Annotated in this window: 19 protein-coding genes; 10 read left to right on the forward strand and 9 right to left on the reverse strand. The window is 52.5% G+C overall.

All coding sequences use genetic code 11. The features are described from left to right. Positions 1–5: 5 nt before the first annotated feature. From BST81_RS13650 to BST81_RS13675, 6 genes are all read left to right on the forward strand, one after another. Entirely contained in the window at positions 6–1,172 is a 1,167-nt protein-coding gene (locus BST81_RS13650) for a DUF58 domain-containing protein (protein ID WP_075599023.1), read from the forward strand. Positions 1,173–1,295: 123 nt separating this feature from the next. Then, positions 1,296–1,664: a ferredoxin-thioredoxin reductase catalytic domain-containing protein gene (locus tag BST81_RS13655; RefSeq protein WP_075599024.1), complete on the forward strand. Its 369-nt coding sequence runs from the start codon at positions 1,296–1,298 to the stop codon at positions 1,662–1,664. A gap of 4 nt (positions 1,665–1,668) precedes the next feature. Continuing rightward, on the forward strand, positions 1,669–2,076 hold the full coding sequence (locus BST81_RS13660; RefSeq protein WP_075599025.1) for a DUF309 domain-containing protein: 408 nt from the start codon (positions 1,669–1,671) through the stop codon (positions 2,074–2,076). Between the two features lie 74 nt (positions 2,077–2,150). Beyond that, positions 2,151–2,678 (forward strand): LptA/OstA family protein, encoded by a 528-nt coding sequence (locus BST81_RS13665; RefSeq protein ID WP_075599026.1) that lies wholly within the window; start codon positions 2,151–2,153, stop codon positions 2,676–2,678. Positions 2,679–2,746: 68 nt separating this feature from the next. Then, the gene (gene lptB, locus BST81_RS13670) at positions 2,747–3,475 is read left to right on the forward strand and encodes an LPS export ABC transporter ATP-binding protein (protein WP_075599165.1); all 729 of its coding nucleotides are present in this window, start codon (positions 2,747–2,749) and stop codon (positions 3,473–3,475) included. A gap of 23 nt (positions 3,476–3,498) precedes the next feature. Then, positions 3,499–4,659, forward strand: coding sequence for an LptF/LptG family permease (locus BST81_RS13675; RefSeq protein ID WP_253188278.1), 1,161 nt, complete (start codon positions 3,499–3,501; stop codon positions 4,657–4,659). On the opposite strand, the gene BST81_RS13680 is transcribed toward BST81_RS13675, so the two are convergent. Continuing rightward, complete coding sequence (locus BST81_RS13680) at positions 4,656–7,022, reverse strand: tetratricopeptide repeat protein (RefSeq protein WP_075599027.1); 2,367 nt, start codon at positions 7,020–7,022, stop codon at positions 4,656–4,658. The genes BST81_RS13675 and BST81_RS13680 overlap by 4 nt on opposite strands. Before the next feature lie 208 nt (positions 7,023–7,230). Here BST81_RS13680 and BST81_RS13685 point away from each other — a divergent pair, with 208 nt between their 5' ends. Then, positions 7,231–7,482, forward strand: a complete 252-nt coding sequence (locus tag BST81_RS13685; protein WP_075599028.1) for an NfeD family protein — start codon at positions 7,231–7,233, stop codon at positions 7,480–7,482. A 268-nt stretch (positions 7,483–7,750) separates the two neighbouring features. On the opposite strand, the gene BST81_RS13690 is transcribed toward BST81_RS13685, so the two are convergent. Together BST81_RS13690 and BST81_RS13695 are read right to left on the reverse strand one after the other, a co-directional pair. Further along, entirely contained in the window at positions 7,751–9,907 is a 2,157-nt protein-coding gene (locus BST81_RS13690) for a caspase family protein (protein ID WP_075599029.1), read from the reverse strand. 280 nt (positions 9,908–10,187) lie between these two features. Then, positions 10,188–11,243, reverse strand: coding sequence for a DMT family transporter (locus BST81_RS13695; RefSeq protein WP_143780333.1), 1,056 nt, complete (start codon positions 11,241–11,243; stop codon positions 10,188–10,190). A gap of 397 nt (positions 11,244–11,640) precedes the next feature. Between BST81_RS13695 and BST81_RS13700 the strand changes: the two genes are divergently transcribed. Continuing rightward, complete coding sequence (locus BST81_RS13700; RefSeq protein ID WP_083636857.1) at positions 11,641–13,083, forward strand: HAMP domain-containing sensor histidine kinase; 1,443 nt, start codon at positions 11,641–11,643, stop codon at positions 13,081–13,083. A 406-nt stretch (positions 13,084–13,489) separates the two neighbouring features. On the opposite strand, the gene BST81_RS13710 is transcribed toward BST81_RS13700, so the two are convergent. Next, positions 13,490–14,167 carry a response regulator transcription factor gene (locus tag BST81_RS13710; RefSeq protein ID WP_075599032.1) on the reverse strand — a complete coding sequence of 226 codons (678 nt, stop codon included), beginning with the start codon at positions 14,165–14,167 and terminating at the stop codon, positions 13,490–13,492. A gap of 248 nt (positions 14,168–14,415) precedes the next feature. On the opposite strand from BST81_RS13710, the gene BST81_RS13715 reads away from it, so the two are divergent. Then, positions 14,416–14,925: a hypothetical protein gene (locus BST81_RS13715; protein WP_075599168.1), complete on the forward strand. Its 510-nt coding sequence runs from the start codon at positions 14,416–14,418 to the stop codon at positions 14,923–14,925. 79 nt (positions 14,926–15,004) lie between these two features. Here the strand turns inward: BST81_RS13715 and BST81_RS13720 are convergent, their stop codons facing one another. After that, positions 15,005–16,615, reverse strand: coding sequence for a CPBP family glutamic-type intramembrane protease (locus BST81_RS13720; RefSeq protein ID WP_075599033.1), 1,611 nt, complete (start codon positions 16,613–16,615; stop codon positions 15,005–15,007). A gap of 124 nt (positions 16,616–16,739) precedes the next feature. On the opposite strand from BST81_RS13720, the gene BST81_RS13725 reads away from it, so the two are divergent. Continuing rightward, positions 16,740–18,101 (forward strand): histidine phosphatase family protein, encoded by a 1,362-nt coding sequence (locus BST81_RS13725; protein WP_363080072.1) that lies wholly within the window; start codon positions 16,740–16,742, stop codon positions 18,099–18,101. A gap of 88 nt (positions 18,102–18,189) precedes the next feature. On the opposite strand, the gene BST81_RS13730 is transcribed toward BST81_RS13725, so the two are convergent. The 4 genes from BST81_RS13730 to BST81_RS13745 all read right to left on the reverse strand — a co-directional run bounded on the left by BST81_RS13730 (position 18,190) and on the right by BST81_RS13745 (position 23,487). Further along, positions 18,190–20,778, reverse strand: a complete 2,589-nt coding sequence (locus BST81_RS13730) for a CHAT domain-containing protein (RefSeq protein WP_075599035.1) — start codon at positions 20,776–20,778, stop codon at positions 18,190–18,192. 472 nt (positions 20,779–21,250) lie between these two features. Further along, positions 21,251–22,192, reverse strand: a complete 942-nt coding sequence (locus BST81_RS13735) for a hypothetical protein (RefSeq protein ID WP_075599036.1) — start codon at positions 22,190–22,192, stop codon at positions 21,251–21,253. A gap of 5 nt (positions 22,193–22,197) precedes the next feature. Continuing rightward, entirely contained in the window at positions 22,198–22,461 is a 264-nt protein-coding gene (locus BST81_RS13740; protein WP_075599037.1) for a hypothetical protein, read from the reverse strand. After that, complete coding sequence (locus tag BST81_RS13745) at positions 22,462–23,487, reverse strand: hypothetical protein (RefSeq protein ID WP_143780334.1); 1,026 nt, start codon at positions 23,485–23,487, stop codon at positions 22,462–22,464. Between the last annotated feature and the right edge of the window lie 640 nt (positions 23,488–24,127).

The raw sequence follows: 24,127 nt of genomic DNA on the forward strand, positions 1-24,127 counted from the left end.
GTCCCATGAGCATTCATAAGCAAATCGCGGACTGGTTAGAAAGCCGATGGATCAGCCCTTCTTACAGTGGTTGGTTGCTCATTGGGCTGTCGATATTTTTCTTTGCATCGGCAACCAATACCCTATCCGGCTGGCTGTATGTCATGAGTGGGACGATCTTTGCCCTGCTGGTGGTCGCAGCGATTCTGTCTGAGCGGACTCTGCGCCGGGTCCAGGTGGCCCGATTCCCGATCGCCCCGGTCAGTGCAGGCCAGGATCTGACCGTAGAACTGCTACTGGAGAATCCCACTCCCCAGGTTAAGACCTTGCTCCAGGTGGAAGATGGCATTCCGCAACGCTTAGGTAACCCTGTTCAACAAGCCTTTGAACTGATCTCGGCTCGCTCTGACCAGCGCTGGATTTATCATCAACCGACTCAACAGCGGGGAATTTATCGCTGGGAGACGGTTCGCATCCGCACCGCTTCTCCCCTGGGCCTGTTCTGGTGCCGTCGATCGTGGGCGGCTAGGGCCAAGGCGATCGTCTATCCTCCCATTTTGCCTCTGACCCACTGCCCTCTGGTAGACGAAATTGGGCGAGAAGAAGATCTGCGCTTCCTCAGCAGTAATCGCCCAGAGTCAGCCACCGAAGGGTTGACGCGCTCTCTGCGCCCTTACCGCTGGGGAGACTCAACCCGGTTCATCCACTGGCGCACCAGTGCTCGCTATGGGGAGTTGCGAGTCCGAGAACTGGAAGTCGTCACGGGGGGGCAGGAGATTGTTGTCTGCCTGGATAGCGCTGCCCTCTGGAGATCGGAGGACTTTGAACAGGCCGTGATTGCTGCGATCTCCCTGTTCTGCTACGCTGCTCGCCACCATCAGACGATTCGCCTCTGGACATCTGGGACAGGTTTGTTGAAAGGGGAACGGGTTGTCCTGGAGGCTCTGGCTGCAATTATGGCTGGTGAACCGTCGCAAGCGGATGACCCGCCGACCCAGCCGTTGATCTGGTTAACGCAAAATGTGGCTAGTCTGACGGGGCTTCCTCCTGGAAGCCGCTGGCTGTTGTGGTCTGCTGATCCCAGGGAGGGTCTGGAGAGTGGTGAGTTGGTTTCCTCCAGAGGGCTGGTGATCGAATCTAACTCAGCGCTGCAGACCCAGTTGCAAATGCCGTTGCAAACCAGAGTGGTGTGAGACAATATAAGCCCTAATCCCTTGCCACTGTGAAGGCTAGAGCAGGGTAACATTACTCCTGCAGCCAGATGGATTCGAGAGAAACCTGCTGTAAACTGAGTAGATCGTCCGGAGGTTTTGGCTATGACCACCTTACAGCAGCAGAAATGGGCCAGCAGTAAGAATCTGGAAATGATGCGGAGTTTTTCTGAAACCTATGCCAAACGGACAGGTACTTACTTTTGTTCCGATTTAATGATAACGGCTGCAGTTATTGAAGGGTTGGCCCAGCATAAAGATGCCCTCGGTTCTCCCCTTTGCCCCTGTCGTCACTACGAAGACAAAGAAGCAGAGGCCAACGCCACTTACTGGAATTGTCCCTGTGTACCGATGCGCGAACGGCACGAATGCCATTGCTTGTTGTTCTTACCGCCCGACAACTACCTGGCTGGTCACAGTCAAGATATTTCGATGGAGCAGGTGCTGGCTGCTAGAGCCAGCATGGAGGCATAAGTCTTTGTCTGTTGAATCGGCATTACCTCCGGAGTTCTGGCAGGGAATTGACCTGTTTAACCAAGGCGACTATTACCCCTGCCACGACATCCTGGAAGCCTTATGGATGGAAGCTGGTAACCCAGATAAGACCTTTTATCAGGGGATTTTGCAAATTGCGGTGGCTTTGTATCACCTGGGCAATGGGAATCAGCGGGGAGCCATGATCCTGCTGGGAGAAGGGATAAACCGATTAAAACGCTATCAACCGACCTATGGGGGAATTGATGTAGCCCAATTGGTCATGGATGCCGGAGAGATCTTGGGGCAATTACAGCAGGCCAAGGCGCTGATCTGTGATTTTGAACGGCCTTTTATCCGTCAGATTTTGGCTGGCCCTGAAACTTCTTGTGCCGATCGTCCGTCCAGTTAGTCAGGAATACCGGGTATCATAAAAGTTCAAGGTCATCACCATTTTTTATTGCAGGAACCTGCGTCTGAAGTATCATGCCACACTTGCAATTTCAAGCCCTGGTTCGTCGTGCTGGATTGCTCCTGTTGCTACCAGCTATCCTGGGATTCGTCCTTGCGGTTTCCAGCCAGACTCGGGTCGCCAAAGCCCAGGCTGGTGGTGCTAGCCGTTCCCTGACCCTCCGGTCAGACATCCAGGAGGCTAACGCGAAGACAGGGGTGATTACGGCCAGAGGGAATGTTCAGATTAACTATCCGGCCAGGCAAATTCAGGCAACGGCAGCTCAGGCCCAGTATTTTAGTCGGGAGCGACGGATTGTCCTGACTGGAAATGTGTATGTGCTGCAGCAGGGTAATAGTCTGCGGGGTGAAGTCATCACGTATCTGATTGATGAAGGCCGATTTGTGGCTGTTCCGGCTACAGAGCAGCAAGTTGAGGCAACCTACATTGTGATTGATCCGGAGCCAACCGCTTCTCCTGCCCCAGCTCCGGTTCCCCTTGAACCCATATCCCCAGCTTCGGATAGCCCTGCTTCTACTCCATCACGCTCTACCCAACCTTGATGCTGCGTCCTCTGGTAAGATTAAGGCCAACCTCTCCTCCTATTCCTACCTCCAGTGAGAGTGGCTTGTTGAAGATATCTCTAAACAATGTTTATAAGTCCTATGGTCGGCGCGTCGTTGTAGATGGCGTTAGCCTCTCCGTTTCTCAGGGAGAGGTGGTTGGGCTGTTGGGGCCGAATGGGGCTGGTAAGACAACCACCTTCTATATTGCGACTGGCCTGGAAAAGCCCAACCATGGCAGTATCTGCTTGAACGAGCTGGATATTACCGCTATGCCGATGCATCAGCGGGCTAGGCTGGGCATTGGTTATCTGGCCCAGGAACCCAGTATTTTTCGCCACTTGAGTGTGAAGGATAATATTCGGCTGGTTTTGGAACAGGCTGGTGTCCCCTCTTACGAGCGGGAAAAGCGGTTAAACTTGCTGCTGCGGGAATTTCGTCTGGAACGGGTGGCGTCCACCCTGGGGATTCGGGTTTCCGGTGGGGAACGACGACGAACTGAACTGGCTCGTGCCCTGGCTTCTGGACGGGATGGTCCCCGGTTTCTGCTGCTGGATGAGCCTTTTGCTGGTGTGGACCCGATCGCGGTCTCTGAAATTCAGGACATTGTGGGGCAATTGCGGGGGCGCAACATGGGCATTCTGATTACGGATCACAACGTGCGGGAAACCCTGGCCATTACCGATCGCGCCTATATCATGCGAGATGGCCGTATCTTTGCTTCTGGCAGCGGGGAAGAACTCTATAACAATCCCCAGGTTCGGCAGTTCTACTTAGGGGATGGTTTCCAGCGGTGATGGATTCTGGAACGTACAGGTCAATGCCTTCTGCGCCCTATCAATCAGAAGGGCCGTTTCGGCTGTCGATCATGGACCGCTACATCATCACCGAGTTGATTCCGGTGTTTTTGTTTGGGGTGGCTGCGTTTTCTTCGATTGGCGTGGCGATCGGGGCTCTGTTTGACCTGGTGCGGAAAGTCACAGAGTCGGGGGTACCGGTTTCTCTGGCCGTGCAGATTTTGCTACTGAAGATGCCAGAGTTCATCGGCTACTCTTTCCCCATGTCCACCTTGCTGGCTGCCCTGATGACCTACAGCCGATTTTCCAGCGATAGTGAACTGGTGGCCTTACGCAGTTGTGGCATCAGTGTTTATCGTCTGGTTGTCCCTGCAGTGATGGTCAGTTTTTTGGTGACGGGTATGACCTTTGCCTTTAATGAGGTCGTGGTTCCTGGGGCCAATTACCAGGCGTCGGTCACCCTGGAACGAGCCTTAAAGCAGGAAAAGCCCGACTTTCAGGAAAAGAATATCCTCTATCAGGATTTTCGGGAGATCAAACTCGCTGATGGGGGTAGCGCTCAGGAACTCGATCGCCTGTTTTTTGCCCAGGAATTTGATGGGCAACGGATGAAAAATCTGAGTATTCTGGATTACTCTCAGAAGGGGTTGAACCAAATTGTTGTCGCTGAATCAGCAACCTGGAATTTTGCCAAAAACACCTGGGATTTCAGTAACGGCACTATTTACATCATTGCCCCGGATGGGTCTTACCGGAATATCATTCGGTTTGAAAAGCAAGAATTGCAATTGCCCCGTGCCCCATTGGATTTGGCGACCCGTGGTCGAGATTACGGGGAGATGAACATTGCTGATTCTCAATCGTACCTTGCGCTGTTGCGTCAGAGCGGCGATCTGCAGAAGGTCCGGAAACTGGAAGTTGTGATCCAGAAAAAATATGCCCTACCGTTTGTCTGTGTGGTGTTTGGGTTGATTGGGTCTGTTCTGGGAACCAGGCCGCAGCGCACCAGCAGAGCTAAAGGTTTTGGCCTCAGTATTTTAATCATCTTTGGTTATTATCTCTTTGGGGTGATCTGCGAAGCCCTGGGGTATACCGGGTTGTTTAACCCCTTCATGGCGGGATGGTTTCCCAATATGCTCGGCTTATCTGTGGGTATCCTGCTCCTATCCCGGGCGTCTCGCTAGTGTGGTAATCCCCTGCTGGACTGTTTTACCTTTTCGACCTGTTTGGGGGCCTTGATCTTCTCAAAAATGCGGATAGCGATCGCAAACTTCTCTTGCGCTAACTCCAGATTGGCCATTTCCAGATAGGTGAGGCCAAGCTGATAATAAGCCTCAGCCAGATCGCACTTGGCTCCGATCTGATCCAGCAGACTGATAGCCTCCGCATGTTTGGGCAAGGCCGTGGCAAAATCCTGCCGGTGCCGATGCACTTGAGCCAGACCACAAAGGGCTTTCGCTTTTACTTGAGTGTGGTAAGTTGCCTGAGCATAGAAAATAGCTTTTTCATAGGTCAGACGTGCTTTTTCTATATCCCCCAGGTTATACAGAGTTTGCCCTAAAAATACCAGGCGGTATTCGGTGATCCAGCGAGGCTTTTCCAAACTCTCCAGTTCATGAAACATCCGCTCTGCAAAAGTACGAGCTTCCTCGGTCAATCCCAGGCAGGACTTTAAAAACGAATAGTAAAAATCAGTGGAAGATCGATAATATTCCAGATCTTTGGAGAGAGATTTTAGTCGTTCAAAAACCTGGGCTGCTTCTTGTAATTCCCAGAGTTCCAGCTTACACAAGCCGATGTTTAATAGGGCTCCAGTTTGCCAGCTATTTAAACTGGATTTAACATCCTTTTTTTCATCCATCTGAAATGAGGATTCCAGACAAATATGGGCAATTCGGGCTGATTCTTCATGGCACTCAATCGCCCGATGAATATTACCGGAGAGTCGATATAACACCCCTAAAATGCTGTATAAGCCCCCTAAATAATATTCAGAATAAATATGGGAAATGAGTAAATTAATGGCTGCAATCATTTGGCGGAGGAGACCTAATTTATAAAAAGATCGGCCCAACCGATCGGCCCCCGCCAGTTTAGAATCCCGCTTTTTCAAAATTACATCGGCAGCTCGCTCAAAATCCTCGATGTTCACATAGTGGTAGTAGGCTTCAAAGGCCCGCACCGCATCCTCTATGGTTTCTACCCGCTGCACGCTTTCAGTCCAAAAGGTGGCGGCCCGCTGGTTCACGATCGCCCAGTCAGAGCTTGACTGCAAGCGTGCCCTGGCTTCCGCTTGAATCACAGGATGGAGCCAATATTTCCCTTTTCGGGCTTCAATCAGAAAGCGATCCTGCAAGGATTTAATCACTCGTCGGCGTTGGGCTTCAGGCACATCCCAGAGCAGACAGAACAGGCCCTCGATCGGCAGGGAGGGAATATCCTGATAGCGGTAGCACCCCAGACGGCAGAGGAGCTCGTAGGCATCTGGATCCAGTTGTTGCAGACGGTTGAACTGGCTGGCCACCAGATCGCTCAACTCCCGCTCGATCAGCAAATCGCTGTGATTATCCTGCCAGTAAGCCTCAATTTCACCCTCATAATCAGCCTGGATCACCCCAATCAGAATTTGCATGGCCTTGGCATTCCCGGCATGGGCTTTCCACAGGGCCTGGAGCGCTGGGGTCTCGGTAGCAATCCCCCGATTGGCAAAAAATTTCTGCCAGGCAGGTTCATCCAGCCCTTCCAGCACATAGGACTGCAGGCCAACCCCCGATTCCCCCAGGCGCTCCCGGCTGGTGATCAGGGTGATGGATTGCCCCCCTGGATCCGCCAGCATCCGGAACAGATCCAGGTAAGGACGATGGTTGTCGAGAAACTTACCGTTACGATCGAGGGCCGGTTCCAGGTTGTCAATTAAAATGCAAACGCGGCGACTCTGTAAAATCCGGCGCAATCGCTCCAGGTTGACACCAAATTCCCGACCCGGATCTTCATTAAAGTCCCGACGCAGCCATTCTTCTACCACACTTTCGGCAGGGGAGAGATTGCGAACTTCCATGGCCATCCACAGCTCCAGACAGACCTCACAGGGTTGCATATCCAGATATCGATGGGCCAGGGTTGTTTTGCCCACACCCCCTTCCCCCTGAATCAGAATCATACGGGCTCCTTGCCGAACCAGAAGTTCCAGGTCCGCGATCGCTTTTTCCCGCCCGACAAAGTTGGTGTCTGCGGTAGGAGGAATGGCAACGGGTTCCGAAAGAATCTGGACCCTTTCCAGGTGCTGTTGGGCACATCGTTCTAGAGCCGAACGAAAATTCGTCTTACTGACCTCTTCTCCCAGAGCCTCAGAGAGCGATCGCCAGAGTTTCGGTCCGACATCTTGTCTGAGATACCGGGCTGAATAGTTGGAAGCCTTAGCCAGTTCGTCATAACTCTGGTCCTGCCAGGAGCCCTGAAGAACAACTGTTTCAGCGTCAGTTAGATGTTTTCCAGTTCTGGCAAAGATTGCAGCGTCTGCAACTTTGAATGCTTCTTCAAAGTTCATGAACAGTGGTTGGAAGTTCACCCTGAACCTGTATTCAGTCTAACCTGAATTTTTCTGTACTTTTTCTGAGGTTAACCGACTTAACCGGTCCTTTACAGGGGATTTACTGAAATTAATCTCCCGATCTTATCCGCCTCGACACTTGCATAACCCTGAACGAAGCTAGAGGTATGAAAGGACAGTATTTGCTTTCAGGGGGTCGCTCAAGATGCAAGTTAACCTAATTCAGACCTTCTACAACTTACTTAAATCTAGCGATAGGGATTTTACTGATCCCCGGTTAAATAACTGGCAGGGTGAAGCCATGGTGGAGGAAGCCATTTTACCCGGTCACGTGGGCCGAGTCCGATTCCAGGGAAGTTGGTGGCCAGCCCGATGTGAACATAATCTGATCCTGGGGTGTGGAGGCGTTGTTCGAGTGATTGGGATTGAAAATATCACCTTGTTGGTAGAACCCTAGAGGACGGTCACAGAAGACCTGTTGATGTAAAGGCTGGAGTTGGGTTTGTGGATATTTAGTGTAGTACTAGCAACCCATGTTGAGATTAGCCTTCCGATTGTTTAGATATCTCTTACTGATGGCGTTTGGTATTGTAATGGTCTGTCTGTTATCTGCCGGTTTTGGCTTTTTTCATATGATGACACCCGTCTTACCCACAATCGGTGAATGGCTAATGCGGATGGCGATCGTGGCTTGTTGCGCTGCATTTACAGGCATCATTGTGGAATCAATCCGGTAGTTCACCCACCGATCGTGGTTGGCCTGGGCTTGTAGGAGTGGGTGGGGTCGGAGATCCCGGAGCAGCAGCAGGGGGCACCAGATTGATGATTAAGAGACAACCCACTCCACCCAGGAGCACCCCCAGCAGAATTCCCAAAAGCACAGCCGTTCCCATATTGGTTCGGACATTATCAGAAATGGCCCCATAAATTTCCGGAAAAGAGGGAGTTGAGCCCTCCGGATAGGGGTCAGGTGCGATTGGGGGTGGGGTAACTGGAGTTTGGGGTATCGGAGGTGGGGCAATTGGAGTTTGGGGTATCGGAGGTGGGGCAACTGGAGGAGGAATTACAGTCGCCATATCGAATTGGATCAGGGTCGGCGATCCGGTGGCATTGGGTTCTGTGGACCCGCGATTCATTGCAGTTGCGTTGGTAGAGCCGCGATTTGTTGGGGTTGCGTTGAATGCAGAGTCGCTATCGATCCCAGTGGTATGGGATGCAGAGTCGCTATCGATCGCAGTGGTATGGGATTTAGATCCGGGATCGATCGCAGTGGTATGGGATGCAGAGCCGGGATTCATTGCGGCTGTACCGCTGTTGCTGGAGTTAGATTCCGGGAGAGGAGCCAGAGGAGCCTGGGGCAGATTCAGAATAGAGCGCCAAAAAGGAAAGCCGTCAGTACCAGGAGGGTGGGGCGGAGTAGCCCAGGGTAATTCAGCCAGTTCTAATTGATACTGATAGAGTCGTTGCTTATAGTTTTCCACGCGCTGGGCGATCGACACTACATCCTCATCCGTCAATTCCAGCATCTGCTGCAATCGCTGAAGCTGCTCCCGATTCTCTGGGCTGAGAGGATATTCCTGTTGTAGGGTTTCGATTAGGGCCTGCTCATAGTGGTGCAAACGCCGACGATACTCCTCAACCCGACTGTTGATGCTGCCCGTATCCAGATCGGTCAAACCCAAAACTTTCTGGAGCCGTTGCATTTCTTGATTGGCATACTGGTCGAGGGGATATTCTCGCTGCACCATATCGATCATAGCCTGCTGATAGCGTTGCAGACATCTGCCATACTCTTCAATCTGGTCCGTGACGATCGCCACGTTTTCTTCCGAAAGACCCAAAACCTGGCGCAACCGTTCCAGGCGATGCTGATTTTCTTCACTGAGCAGATACTCCCGCTGGATGGCTTCTAGCAACACCTGTTCGTAACGCTGCAAGCGCTGCTGATGTTCCTGATAGGGCCGCAGGACAGCGGCCTCGATCGCTTCTGCGATCGGCCCTGAGAGTTGTAAATCCTGTCGCCTTAATTCCAGGGCCTGCCGACCTGCTGGGGAAATTTTGCCCCGGTTAATCCAGTGAGTCACTTCCCGCCGATACAACTGCTCCGGTCCCCGTACTGGGGCTCTGGCCAGCTTGATCTGGCTACCCTGTTCACTGGCATAGAGTTTTGGTTGCATGGCTGGAGCTGCCATCTGAACGCGCCTGCAGGTGTATTCATGCAGCTCAGAGATCGAAATCCTGCCGTCTCCATCTTCATCAGCGGCTCCTGTCTTGATTCCCTCTGCCAGATAATAGCTATAGGTGGAGAGATCCAGGCCCACCTGTTTGTAGGAATATTGCATGGAGGTGAGGGAATACTGAGCTGAGGTAGAGGCGGTCAGGATGACCCGCTCCCGTTGCGGCAGGTCCAGCAGAGTTTCGACCGAGAGGGGCGCAGATTCCAGGGAGAGGCTGTTGGCAAAGGCTCCGCTGAAACAGCAGTCAATGATGATCACTTGCTGCTGGGCCGGACTCTCATTGAGCAGCTCATGGACCTGTCGAACTGGAACGGCGGTGGACTTAACCAGTTGCCCCCGATCGTTCTTCTCCGTTAACCGGGTGCCAAAATAGAGGGCACCCGTTTCATCCTTGAACCCATGGCCTGAAAAGTACAGGAGAATTAAATCTTCTGAGCGGGCATTGGTAAAAGTTTTCTCAATAGCATTCAACAGTTGAAAGGGGTCAGGGTCAATTAACGGTTCAGCCAGGGCCAGGGAAAATCCTCCGATTTCTGGATCTTCCAGAACCTGCCTGATTGCGTCTACATCGCCTGGAGTTTCAGGGAGTGCCTGAAAGCCGTGCCCATAATTACTGACTCCGATTAAAAGTGCCACCCTGGCCATTTGCAGCTTCCTGCCTTAATGCTTCGGATTATGCAAATTGGATTGCAATAGGGTCCATAAACTTCAGTAAACGAACTGTAAAGGGTAAAGATTGGGTTGAATATAGCTGCTTTTTTCTCAATTGGGTACTGCTAATCCCGTAATAAAACGATCAGGCCCTACTTTCCATCAATGGGCTGTCAGCCAAAAATTGAACGTACCCATATTTACACGAATTTGCCGTGATTAGAGTAATTTTTCTGGGACTTCTATCATTTAATAAGCTCTTAGCAAGAATTCCTTAAATTCCTTTGAAACCTACCCGGCTTTCAAGGGTCTGTCCTGTCTCCAGAACTGTAACCTTCGTTAAGGTGGCACTGGCCTGCGCCTTCTGACCAGTGCCAAGCTGACCCAAGAGGATCCCCAATAAGATCACGGCCCCGCCAATGTACTGGGCTCTCAGCGGGGCTTCTCCCAAAATGAGATAGGCAGACAAAATGCCAGCGATCGGAGTAAAGGATCCGACGATTGAAACGGTTGAGACGGTCGAAACCCGCAAGCCAGTGACCCAGAAGGATTGACCAACGACTACAATCAGTGCCCCATACAGCAGCATCCATTGCCACAGAAAAGGGGAGAAAGCTTCAGCAAAATGATCAGGGCCATACAGAACTAGGGCAAAAATAAAGAACACGATCGTCCCGATCGCAGTTCGGAAAACACTGTAGATTCCCAGAGGCACCTGGGAAAGTTGGGCTTTACCAAGGATGGTGGAGAGGGCTAGGGCGATGGCTGCGATGGCTGCCAACCCTTCACCGCGACCCATATGGATGGGACCCATATCCATATGGGCCGGGGAAACCGGTTGTAGGAGGATGGTCAGAGCGACTCCAATAAAGGCTGCGATCGCCCCCAGGATTTCCCAGCGATTAACCCGTTCTCGCAGAAACCAGACGGATAGGGTCAGGGTCAGGGGAGGTTCCAAACGCCCAATCAAGACCACATTGTTGACGCCGGTCAGGGTCAGGGCTTGGAAAATCAAAGCGGGGGCGAGGGCTCCCGAAAGCACAGCCACGATAGAGAGTGCAAGCCATTGTCGTCGGGAAATCTGCTTTAGGGTGAGCCATCGCCATTGCTGCTGATAAATCAGCAACAGCACGATCAGAGCACAGAGATTACCCACAAACAGGACGTTACAGAGGGAGATGGGGTTGTGGCCCCCCGTGAAGTTCTGAGCCCCAATCTCGGTGAGTTTGCGGGTAATAGCGCTGGAGGCCCCAAAAATTAGAACGGCCAGCCAGAGGTAGATGGGTCCCGGAATTTTTTGAGAGAGAGATTGTAATCGTTGCAGGATCACCGGTTTTCTGGGAATGTGATCCTGATCCTACTGGGAGACGGGTCATTCTGGAGCATGCTTTTCAATTGGCATTAATATACTTCATGCACCAACACTGCCCTCACCGCCGGTTCCTCTCCCAGAGCGGGAGAGGGGAGAAATTAAGCGTTAATGCCCCTTCTCCCCATTGTGGGAGAAGGGGGTGGGGGATGAGGGGAAAGGGATTGGTGCGCCAAGTATATTGTTGCTTTTCGATTGACGTGCAGGTAATGCCTCTAAGTAGCACCCGATCGGTCCAAGAAAATTATGATCCTCAGCAAAAACTAATCTTCTGGTTAGAACGGCATCATTCCAATAAAACAGGAGCTGATTACAGTAGAAGTAGCATCTGCCTTGGAGGGCAGGGAGCAGGTTTCAAATGCAACGGATGAACAAATTCAGACAAGTCATCAACCAGTTTGGGCTCAAGCATTGTGACCCGACTTCCCTGCAATTTCGTCTGACAGCCGAAATCGCTGTGTTGTCTGTCCTGAGCCTGAGTACGGTGGCGGTTTGGATGGGATGGCAGATGCAGCAGATTCTGATGATTACCCATAAGCAGAATATTGAGCAGATTGCCGATCGCTTTCCTCGGGATGTGGAACTCTATGGAGAAATGTTCCCCCTGGAAATCGGGCTGGAGAAGGCGGTCGATAATGTTTCTACCTCGGGGGTGCAAGTCTGGGTTAAAAGTCCAGAGGGTAAAGTGTTAGCCCAATCTGCCAGATTACAGATGGCACCAGCAATGGCCAATCAGTTAATGGCTTTGACGACAATGCCCTTGCAACCCCAAGTTTACCGGATCGGAGAACGCTATATCGTTTTGTGTGAGGCTCCGGTTATCGTTAAGGGAATGTCCCTGGGCAGAGTCTATCTGGTTCAGGATGTCACCCGGGATCAATTACAACTACACCTGGCTTTGCAACAGTTGACGCTCGTCTGTATCCTGGTGACGACAGGGGGCATCGTGATCATTGGGCTGCGGGTCAGGCGATTGTTACAGCCCCTGCAAGATATGAACCGGATGGCTGGAGCTATTTCAGTCGAAGATTTGAAAGAAGCGAAGTTGCAACTGAACCATGCCCCGCGTGAAGTCAGAGAACTGGCCCAGACCTTCAATATGATGTTGTCTCGCTTGGCAGATGCCTGGGAGCAGCAACGGCAGTTTGTCAGCAATGTTTCGCATGAACTGCGAACTCCCTTAACCGTGGTATCCGGTTATTTGCAGAGTTTATTGCGTCGGGGCACTAACCTGAACGATTATCAGCGGGAGGCTCTGCAAACCGCCGCATCAGAAGCAGATCACACGATCCGGCTGCTGCAAGACCTCCTGGATTTGGCCCGGGCTGACAGCGGGTATATGTACTATCGGTTAGAGTCTATTCTGCTGAATGATCTGGTGCTGGAAGTGGCGGATATGGGGGAGCGGTTCAGCGATCGTTCTATTACAACAGTAGCGCCGATTGAAGTTCGAGCAACGGTCGATCGCGATCGCCTGAAACAGGTCCTGATTAACTTGATTGATAATGCGGTGAAATATTCAGGGCCTGACCAGCCCATTCTTCTGAAGCTGGGGCAAGCAGAAGGGCAGGCCACAATTCAGGTCTGTGATCAGGGGGTTGGTATGGCTCTGCCAGACCAGAGTCGGATCTTTGAGCGCTTCTACCGGGTCGATGAAGCCCGTTCCCAGCAGATTGGGGGGCATGGTTTGGGGTTAGCGATCGTCAAGACTCTAGTTGAGGGTATGGGAGGTAGTATTACGGTACGCTCCAGGCCCAGTGAGGGGAGCACGTTTACGATCGCTTTTCCTTCTGACCCATAGGAAAAAAAGGGCATTAAGGGTAATGCGGGGATTTCACGGGAGTCTGCTTACTTGAGCCAAACTTTTCAGAGATCTGTATACGCGGTAAGTAATCGGGTGAGATTAATTATAAGAAGGGGGGTCTGGGGGCGTGCCCCCTTCACCCCGACTCTCATCCTTAATTTAATTGTGCCGACCTACTTAGGAATGAGAATTAAATAACACCGATAAACTTCTGCTTGCCCTCACCCCCCTGCCCCCTCTCCCGCCGGGAGAGGGGGAGGGGTTGGGGGTTGGGGGTGAGGGCTGAAAATCTCGGAGTTATTAAATCCACGATCCTTAGCTCAAAGAGAGAGGGATTTAGGGTGAGGGCTGCTATGGCTACAACCGTAGTAAATGACCCACCCATGTTCTCCAACTGGTTTTTCTAAGGCTCCCGCAGAGCGTAGCCCACCCCTCGGATAGTATGGATCAACCGTTTTTCGTTCTGCTCCTCTAATTTCAGGCGCAGGTAACGGATATAGACCTCAATAATATTAGAGTCTCCCATAAAGTCATATCCCCAGACCTTTTCCAGGATTTGATCTCGGGTAAAGACCTGTCGGGGATGGCTCAACAGATATTCCAGTAAGTCAAATTCTTTGGCAGTAAGTTCGATCGATCGCTTGCCCCGAAACACTTCACGAGTCCGCCGATTCAGACTCAGATCCTCAAATTTCAGGATGTCGGTGTCGCTCTCCTGAGTGCGGCGAAGATGGGCGCGAATTCGGGCCAGTAGTTCTTCAATGCTGAAGGGCTTAACGACATAATCATCGGCTCCAGCATCTAGCCCTGTGACCCGATCGCCCACCTCATCTCTGGCTGTAAGCAGAATCACAGGTACCTTGCTGCCGGTTGTGCGGAGGCGGCGACAAAGTTCCACCCCGGTCAATCCTGGTAGCATCCAGTCCAGAATGACCAGATCAGGGGTGGATTCTCGTGCCAAGGTCAGGCCAGTCATCCCATCGTTAGCCACACTGACACGATAACCTTCACTGCTTAATTCCAGCTCGACAAATCGAGCCAGTTTCGCTTCGTCTTCTACCAGAAGGATATGGGTTGCCATGGATCGTATCCTATGCCTACATGCTCTCAACTCTAATGGAGATGCTTTCTAAAAGAATGAGTTTCTCCTGAGTGGAGCAAGAGCCCTTCCTTAAAACTATCCCTCAGGAGAGTTCAGGTCAATTCTCAAACTCTTCTTAGTTTTTCATCAGGTCATTCTCAGGGGTAAGCAGCAATCTGTTAGTCAAAGGCGCTGAGTTGATCAGGCCAGGTTGAATGAATGATTTCTGCTTATTACGAGGAACTCAAATGAAAGGCTTTATCCACGCTGGTTTGTCCGCTTTGTTGTTGGCTACAGGAGTAGGGATGATGGCAGTGTCTGCCCCTCAGGCCAAAGCTGACGCTGATTCTGCACCGATCGCTGAGTCTGCTATGGTGTTTAACTTCAATACCCCAACCATCACCAACTCGGGCGTCCGCAACAACACCCACTTTATCCGAATCATGGTGATCGGGATGTCTCTCAAGGATGTGATGGTGTCCCTGCCAGCCCAAATGGAGCGATTTGAAAAAGTTCGTGTGGTTGATCAATCCGGGCGGGAGGTAGCTGGGAAAATCGTGACTACTAAGAACCGGGTCTCTGTCGTCTTCGATCGGTCTGTTGCGCCTGGTGGATACCTGGATATTGAATTTCTAGGGGTGAGGATGAATATTGCTGATGGCGATATCCTGCTTTACCAGATCACCGCTCAGCGGGAAGGCTTGCGGGGTGAAATCCCAATTGGTACTGCCCGCGTCCAACTGCCCAATCGCGGCTAAACGCCATCTCACAATCCAATTGCTTGTTTCTGCAGGAATGTTGGATGGAATGTTCCTGCAGTTTTTGATCTTTCTGGGCCTATCGGGCACCACTCCCCAGAATATACAGACTTAACAGGGTGCCGCTGTTCCAGAGGCTGTGGAGCAGCATCGGAGCCAGCAGATTGCGCGATCGGGTGTACACCACTCCCAGAATCATGCCCAGGGTTGCCAGCGGCAGGATTTCGGAGAGGCTCAGATGGGCGATGGCAAACAGAAGGCTGCTGGCTACGATCGCTCCTCTGACCGAGAGATAACGGGTCAGGGAGGGGAGCAAAAATCCCCGAAACATGAATTCCTCAAACAGGGGAGCGGCCACAGAAGCGGTCAGAAAAAAGATCAGCAGGGCTGTTCCGTCACGACCCTCTAGGGCGATCGGCAGGATGGGATTACTTCCACCCTGCCCCTGCCAGATCAGTTGATTCAACAGAGACACCAGGATCACTAGGGGGAGCGCAACCAAATAACCCCCCAGGCCCCACCAGAACCAGTTTTCCCGGACCTTGAATCGAAACCAGCCTTCTGGCAGCGGTAGGAAGGGTTGTAGAGACCAGTAGAGGACGGCGATTCCACCTAGAGCCAGCAGGGCATAGCTGAGCAAGATCGAGAAGGCACGGGTCCGCTCATCAAAGGTGGCCGGTTCCAGATTGAGCAATTTCAGTACGATCGGCAGAATGAGATAGGGAACCAGAATTTGCCCGGTCAGGAAGAACCCCACAATGAAAACCTGCCAGATGGTTTCCCCGCTCCAGGGTGTTGTCCAGGGTTGATCCCCATAACGCCCCAACAGAGATTCCTTGCCCTGGGTAACCCATTGGATCAGCAGAAAAATCAACAAGCCTACTCCAATCAGAAATCCCAGAGCTGGGATACTGCCCACGATCGTGAGTTTGGAAATTGCCTGACGGGCCATGACCTGCTCTGTAGCCAGGAGAGTAATCAGGCTATCTTCACGTTGGCTCAAATCATAAAGTCGAAACAGCGCCTTATGGCGAAACCAGCTATCCAAATTCTGTTTTAGCAGGGGTTCTGCATCGGGTAGCAGTTGGGGGGGATTTTGCCAGAGGCCCTTGAGAATTTCTGCGGTATGGGTGAGAGTCAGGAGCTGGGGCTGATTCTGAAAGCGACTGATCACCCCATCCCAGGTTTTTAAAGCTGCTGCCACCTGTTTCTGCTCAATCTGCAAAAGACCCAGGCGCAGGTCCAGTTCCGCAATTAGCTTTTCCAGGCGGTTCAGGGTCTGCTGTAATTCCTGAAGTTCGGTTTTGACCTGACGATCGGGCGCAATGGAAGGTGCTGTTTGGCTGGTGGCCTGCTGGTGTAATTTTTCCAGACGGACCTCTGTTTTCGCCAGATTTTTCTGGGCTGATGCCCGCACCTCCTGATATTCCTCCAGCCCATTTTTAATGGGATCAGAGCCCAGAAGTGCAGTACGCAGGGGATTCACAACGGTTGTTTCAGAGGTCTGGGGAGATCGGGAAATCTCAACTTCCTCACCCCGCCATTCCGAGGCTTGGAGCAGTAAATTGGTCTGATAGAGTTCCAGGCGGCTTTGAATCTGGGGTTGATTCCAACTCTCAGCCAGGGAGAGTGCAAGAATGGCAATGGCTACGATCGTTAAAAATCCCAGAAAAATCCGCTTTGGCGTCATGACCCCCCCAAAAAATATGGCCTGAATCGCATTATCGCACTGCTGTTCAGTTCATTTGACTCCAAGGTAGAATGCTTCTGCCAGGTTTGTGTAAAAGGAGGACAAGACCCTGACTACCCGTGTAATTCTCGTACGCCACGGCCAGAGCAGCTACAACGTTGAACGTCGTGTCCAGGGCCACTGTGACGAATCGACCCTGACGGAAGCAGGGCAGAAAACAGCGCGGCAGGTGGGTGAAGCGCTGCGGGGTCTTCCCTTTGATGCGATGTATTCCAGTCCCTTGCAACGGGCCAAAGATACGGCAGAGTTGATTCGCGCTTGCCTGCTAGCAGAGCATGTGCCGGAACTGCAATTTACAGATAATCTCAAAGAAATCAACCTGGTGACCTGGGAAGGGGTGCTGTTTAGCGAGGTGGAAGCCACCGATCCGGAAGGATTCCAGGCATGGCAGCGACGGCCCCATGAATTGAAGATGATGGTTTCAAATCCCGATGGGACTGTGACCGAATACTATCCGGTGCCAGCCTTATACGAGCAGGCAACCCAGCTCTGGCAGGATATTCTGCCCCGTCATATCGGTCAGACCATTTTGCTGGTTGCCCACAGTGGGATTAATCGAGCCCTGATTGGCACTGCGATCGGCCTCACTCCGGCGGATTATCAGAATGTCCACCAGTCCAACTGTGGTATCAGTGTGCTCAACTTCCCGGATGATTGGAGTCTGGCAGACCGTAACCGATCGCCAGTTCAGGTAGAATCCACCAATCAGACGGCCCATCTGGGCAAGCCCTTACCCGAGATCCGCAATCATCATCGGGGGCCTCGGTTTCTGCTGGTTCGCCATGGGGAGACAGACTGGAATCGAGACAAGCGCTTCCAGGGGCAGATCGATGTGCCCCTCAACGATCGGGGGCGGGAACAGTCTCAGTTGGCGGCTGAGTTTCTTCAAGCGATCCAGATGGATTTTGCTTTCAGCAGTCCCATGCTGCGTCCCAAGGAAACAGCGGAGATTATTCTGCAGTTTCACCCAGGCGTTCGATTGGAGTTGGAAGATAACCTGCAGGAGATCAGCCATGGTCACTGGGAAGGCAAGCTAGAAGAGGAAATCCGACAGGAGTATCCGGGGATATTGGAGCAGTGGCAGGAGGCTCCAGCAACTGTACAGATGCCAGAAGGGGAAAATCTTCAGGATGTTTGGCAACGGGCGATCGTCGGTTGGCAGACCATTCTGAAGTCGGTTTGGGCGCGGGCTGGCGATCGACCCGTCACCGTTCTGGTGGTGGCCCATGATGCCGTCAACAAAGCACTCCTTTGCCATTTGCTTAATCTGGGGCCAGAGCACTTCTGGAACTTCAAACAGGGCAATGGTGCGGTTACGGTGATTGACTATCCTCTAGGACCGGAGGAACGGGCTGTCCTGCAGGCCGTAAACATTACCTCCCATCAAGGCAGTGTTCTCGATCGAACGGCAGCCGGAGCTCTATAGTTCATCTCGATACCTGCTTGGGTTAATGACAAACTCAACAACTCCAACACTGACCCATCCAGTTCTATCCTGCCCTGGATTCCATGCTCTACTGCGCCTCCCCAATCAGCTCGAACGGTGCCCAAGCGATCGGGTCGGGATACTTCTGTTTCGTGTCCAGCATCGCCTGTCGTAATGCCGTCGCCTTGTCCTGGCCCTGGTTCAGATAGCGATAGAAGCTCGTCATCAACTCAGCCGTCGGCGCATCCGGCACCTTCCAGAGTGAGACAATGACACTGGGCACGCCTGCTGTGATCAGGGCACGGGATAACCCGATGACTCCATCCCCTGTGATCTTGCCCCGACCCGTATCACAGGCACTTAGCACCACCAGTTCTGCTTTCAGCTTCAGGTCTAGCAGTTCGTTCGCACTCAACAACCCGTCATTGGGCTGGGAACTGCTCGGACCCAGGGCGATCGCTCCGGGGACGCCTCCCTCCCCAATATCATCCAACAGCCCATGGGTGGCCAGGTGAATAATCCGGGCTTTGGGCATCCGGTTTATCACGACGGTTTTGGTCGCCGCTCTGCCAATCAAGGCAGGCACCTGCAGCAGTTGGGAAATGGCCCTGACTTCCTGCTCAGCTCCCGCAAGGGCGGTGAGGGGTTGAGGGGGCTCACCGATTTTGAAGACCACCCTGGGCATGGTGGGATTGCCCACCAGCAGGATATCTCCGGTCCGGGTGGCCGATCGCTGCTGGCGGGTCAACTGCAACACCTGAATCGAAGGCGCAATCCCGATCGTATGCTTCTCCAACAAATACTGTCCCTGGTCATCCTGCAAGGCTGCAAAGGGCAGCAGGAACAGGGAGCCCTGGGGCACGAAGATCACCCGGTCGTTCGGATTTTTGGGCAGCAGGTCGGCGATCGGGTCAATCAGGAGCTTGTGCAACTGTTGCAGGTATTCATTCTTGATCGTGGTAATCGGGGGTTGGCCAAACTGGCGATCGCCCTGGGCCAGATTGAAGGTCACGGGTTGACTGCCCCTGGATAGGACAGACTCCTCACAGCCCACTGCCCCCAGGCAGCGGGCTGTCGTCACCAGATTGGCCAGGGAAGTTTTCTGCTGCTGCAGGGGTTTGAGGTCCACCTGACGAAAAGCCACCTCCCCCGTAGGCTTGACCACCCAGATGAAGAGTTGCTCATCGTAGAGATTGGCATACTCCACCAGGGTTGCCTTTTGGGTTCTGGCCACCTGCTGGATAGTAGCGATCTGGATGGGTTGAATTGTAAGTGCCGCTTGCCCCTGGGTGCGCTGGGCTAATAGCTCGGCAAAGGCCCTGGCCCGTCCCCGTTCGGCAATCTCCAGGGCGGGTTCCACCTTATTCTGGGCAATCAGAACTTCCTGTAGGGTGTCATAGGGGTTGCGCTGGATATCCGCGATCGAAATTTTCTGAGCATCTTGCAACTTCTCCCTCAGAGATTCAAAGATTTGAATGGATTGTATGAGTTGGGATTCTGCTTCAGCTAACCGTCCTGCCTGGAATGAAGCCGCTCCCAGATTACTAAGGGCCTTACCCTCTCCCAATCGATCTTTAATTTCTCTGGCAATGGCTAACCGCTGCTGCAAATAGTCAATGGCTTTGCCATGATTCCCCAGAGCATGATAAGCCGCCCCGAGATTGCCCAGGGTAACTCCTTCCCCCCGACGATCGCGGATGGCCCTGGTAATCACCAACCGTTGTTGCTGGTAGTCAATTGCCTTGGCGTAATCTCCCAGGGCATAGTAGGCAACCCCCAGATTGCCCAGGGCATTGCCCTCCCCCAATCGGTCTTTGATTTGTCTGGCAATGGTTAAAAGCTGTTGAGAGGAGTCAATCGCTCTGGTGTAGTCTCCCATCGCTTGGTAGGTAATCCCCAGATTGCCCAGGGCATTGGCTTCGCCTGCCCGGTTTTTGATTGCTCTCGAAATGCTTAAAAGCTGTTGATAGTAGTTATGGGCTTTGGCATAGTCTCCCAGGATATAGTAAATATTCCCCAGGTTACCTAGGGATTGTCCCTCGCCCAATCGGTCCTTAGTCTCCCTGTCGATGGCTAAACCTTGTTGCTGATAGTCGATGGCTGTGGCATATTCCCCCAGTGCATAGTAGGTATTGCCTAGATTGCCCAGAATGGCCCCTTCACTCCGGCGATCGTTGAATTTCCTGGCGATGACTAAACTCTGTTGATAGTAGCCAAGGGCTTTGGCATAGTCTCCCAGAGAATGGTAAGCAAGGCCCAGATTACCCAGGGCAATGCCTTCGCCCTGACGATTGTTGCTAGCCCTGGCAACGGCTAGCCGTTGTTGCTGGTAATCAATGGCCCTGGCATAGTTGCCCATGGCATCGTAGACAATCCCCAGGTTACCCAAGGCTGCCTCCTCTCCCCGCCGATCCTGGATGACCCGATACAGACTTAGGGCCTGCTGCCAGGAACGGAGGGCTGGTTCAAACTGGCTCCTATGGAATTGCTCAATTCCCTGCTCCAGTAGTCGGTCTGCTTCGACTTTGCGGGGGTCTTGCGCCTGGGCCAATTGTAGGGGTGAGCCGGGGCGAAGCTGGTCTGTCGAGACAGCAATAGCGAGGGCGGGGCTGAGGCCCAGCAACAGGGCCAGCAGGGAAGCGGAACATCGGGCCAGACCCGAAATCTGCAGGGACATAGGGGCTACTCAATTTATACAACCGGATTATAAATCCACTAACTATCCGGGTTATTACTGATATCTGCCTGATTGATGAACGAAACTCAAATTGCCTTCACTCCAACCCCTCTCCCGGAGCGGCTACCCTATATACAGATGTCGCAGGAGGTTGGAATCAGTGAATAGACTCCTGTTCAATGTTGAATCTCTTCTGGGGAGGGGTGGCCGTAGGGCCGGGATAAGTCTGGTAGGCTGAGCGGAGCAGGGGGAGGTGACCTCGCTCCTACAACTCCAAAAGCTTAAAACCCTTGGACCGTAGGCTGTTTGCCACTTAGTACAAGGGTTCTGATCGCGCCTTTGAGGATACCCCCAGGGGAATTCGAATCACCTTGATAGAGTCAATTAAACTCTCTTCTAGTAAGAGTTTCAAGGTTCAGGTGTTCCGGTCTTGACTAAAGTTTGACTAAAAATCACTGAAACCCCCCCCACTTTACACAGTATCTGAAACTAAAAATTCAGCCCCCAGATCTGAATAGCCCAAATCCCCAGGACAGGCTATTTGAATTTTCCAAGCTCCCTGCTTTGCTGTCAGAGGGAAGCCATTCAAATCTGACGGATCGCTGTCTGGAAAGGCCTGAATCACTACATAGCTGGGGGTGCTGGTCAGGTTGACATCCTTATCTGTGTTCCCCAGCTCAATTTTTGCCCATCGTTGGTAGCCGGAATAAAGTCTCCCGTCGATCGTGAAGGTTCCCCCGCTGGAGAAGTCCCCCAAGTAGTCAGCACTATCCCAGTCCCCAAACTTAACCGACTTCTGGCTTTCTTCCAGTTCTGAACCGGTGTCCAGCGTGGCCAATCCGTTCGGAGCACCCCGGTAATCTGCCAGGGCATCCCAGATTTCAGAGCCGGTCATGCCCCCCCCACTGCCCCCACCCCCCCCACCGGTCCCAGATGGTAGAAATTCATCTGGGACTATGCCATTAATACCCAGTGGGCAAATCCCATCTGGCGCACCTTTTTCTATGGTTCGGATGGCTCCCACCTGAGAAGCCGTTACCCCGTGGGGGTTGCTACTGTTGCTGGTATGGCTCGATAGGTTGCTACTCGATGCGGCTCCAATGTCCCCCAGGGTTAGGTTATGAACGTTGCCTGTGGCGGTCGTGTGTTGCGTCAGGTCATACTCGTTAGCCTTTGCCTCTAGTAACGTCAGAACGTTCTCTACCACTGCATCCAATGCCGCTGCTGTGATGCCCATGGGCTGAACGGCTCCAGCTTCTGTTCCGGTGGCCCGGTAGAGTTGACCTGTCTCACCGAGACAGATTATTTGCCCTGAGAAGTCAGGGGTAATCGATCCGGCTGCCACGCCAGAAACAAGCTTCAGTTTCGCGTAGTGCAGTTGGTTCGGATTAGTTAAAGTTGCATGATTGCTCATGATTGCTACTCCACATAGAGAACATTGTTGCCGTCAGTAAGTACCTGGTCATCAGAGACCAGGATCAGATCGAAGTCTGCCCCAGCTCCCCCACCCTGGATCGCCTGCCAGTCTGCCGGGTCGTTGGTGCCGGTGGCAAGGTAGAGGGTTCTGGTCTGACTGTCAAACCAAAGGCTTTTGATCTGGCCTGGGGCAGAGGTGGGGGGATTGGGGGCAATAGTAAAGTCTGCCTGTGCCAGGTCTGGGATAAGAGGATTGATGGTGGGCATTTATTTAACCTCTGGGGGTGACAGGTCTGTGACTCTGGGGGTGGGCTTACCTCGGTTGATGCGGGAATTTGGATCTTCTAGATCCTGTACAAATTGCTCCCACTCATCCCGGTTGTCCCGCCGATCTCCGTCTACCAGTTCAACCAGAGATTTGATAGCACTGCCAGCCCCATGGGTGCGATCTGTTCTATAAAAGACTGCCTTGATAATCCCGGCTGCAAACAGCAGTTTGGCGACCGCGCCAAACAGGGTATCCTTTTCTTCGTTCTCCCAGCCCACAATTTTTTGCTTTGACTGTTGCAGCAAATCTTCCAGGGAATCCAGCTTTGTGGGATTGACCGCGTAATCAATCTCTCTGGTTTTGTGGTTCCCCCGGTATCCCAAAAATTCAGCATTCCCCCTGGCGTAGTCTTGGGTGACGATAGCTGCATTCTTGGTTGCCACAATTTCGGCTAAAACCCTGGTAAGCATGTTGATGCTCAGGTCGGAGTCGATCGCCCCGTTCAGGGTTAGTCCGTAAATTTCCGCTAAGGCTTCTGAGATGTTTGGCAAGCTAATCCTCTTGCTCTGATTGCCTGACTTGGTTGGGTCGGTATCTTGAATTTCTACCTCTACGGGGAACTGCCCTACGACGCCATCCATGGAGCCCACAAACCATGCCAGCCAATCAGCAAGGCTCTCAATTCTGACTGGGCTATCCTTTCCGGTTAGCAGGGTGGCTGGAAGCGTGGCCGGAAGCTGGTCAGAGCCAACTGCTTTATTTAATTTCCGCAGTTGAGCCAGTATCTGACGCATCAATTCTTCGTTCTCATTGGAAGTACTACAGCAGCAACTCATGCATACCTCGCAGTCATCTTTTGGTGGGGGTGGGGGTGGCCCCGCTTTAACAAATACAGGAGTGCAGTTCTCCTGTTTGAACAGGGCAAAGGTTGTTTGCAGGTCCATGATATTGGGGGTCCAATACCGCTGTCCCTGGTAGGGATGCAGCCCCTGTCTGTAAGCCCAGATCTCAAAACTGTGGGTCATCTGGCATGACTCAATCAGCTCTTTGACCGAGAATCCCACAGCATAGAACGGTAGATCGTATCTAACCCAAACACTGGGCATTTCGGTCGCCAGACACTCTGAGTAATAAAGCGGATCTGGATAGGTGACAAACCGGTAGAGCCCCTTACACAGAAAAAAGAGTGAAGCCCCTTTATACAGACCGTCTGGGGATTCAGAAGTCTCTAGCCTCACAGCTTCAACAGGTCCGATCAGTCCTTCATCACCCGAGGGTACAAGGAAGTTACTTAAAAGCTGAAAAACTGACGTGAAATTGCCGTTAGGCCCAGCCCCGTACTGAGCGTACATCCTGAGCACGATCTTGTAGATGAAACACTTCTTCTGCCTCTCAGTATTGAATGTGGCCCCAGTCGTAAAATCTCTGGGGTCAAAGAAGTCAGAACTGATTCCCCCGCCCAGGTCTTTATCTGGGGGTCTGCACTCCGGCCTTCTCCAACAAATCGTATAAGGGGGAAGACTCACGTAGGCGAGACTGGGAGCGATCGTGAGGCAAATTTCACAATCACTGGCTGAAATCAGTGGATCTAGACCTACCCTATCCAGACTAATGCCCGACCCCCCGCAGTAGGGAGAGTCAGGCCATCTGTCACAGTCCCTGGGA

It is taken from the genome of Leptolyngbya sp. 'hensonii' (genome assembly GCF_001939115.1).
Lineage (GTDB): Bacteria > Cyanobacteriota > Cyanobacteriia.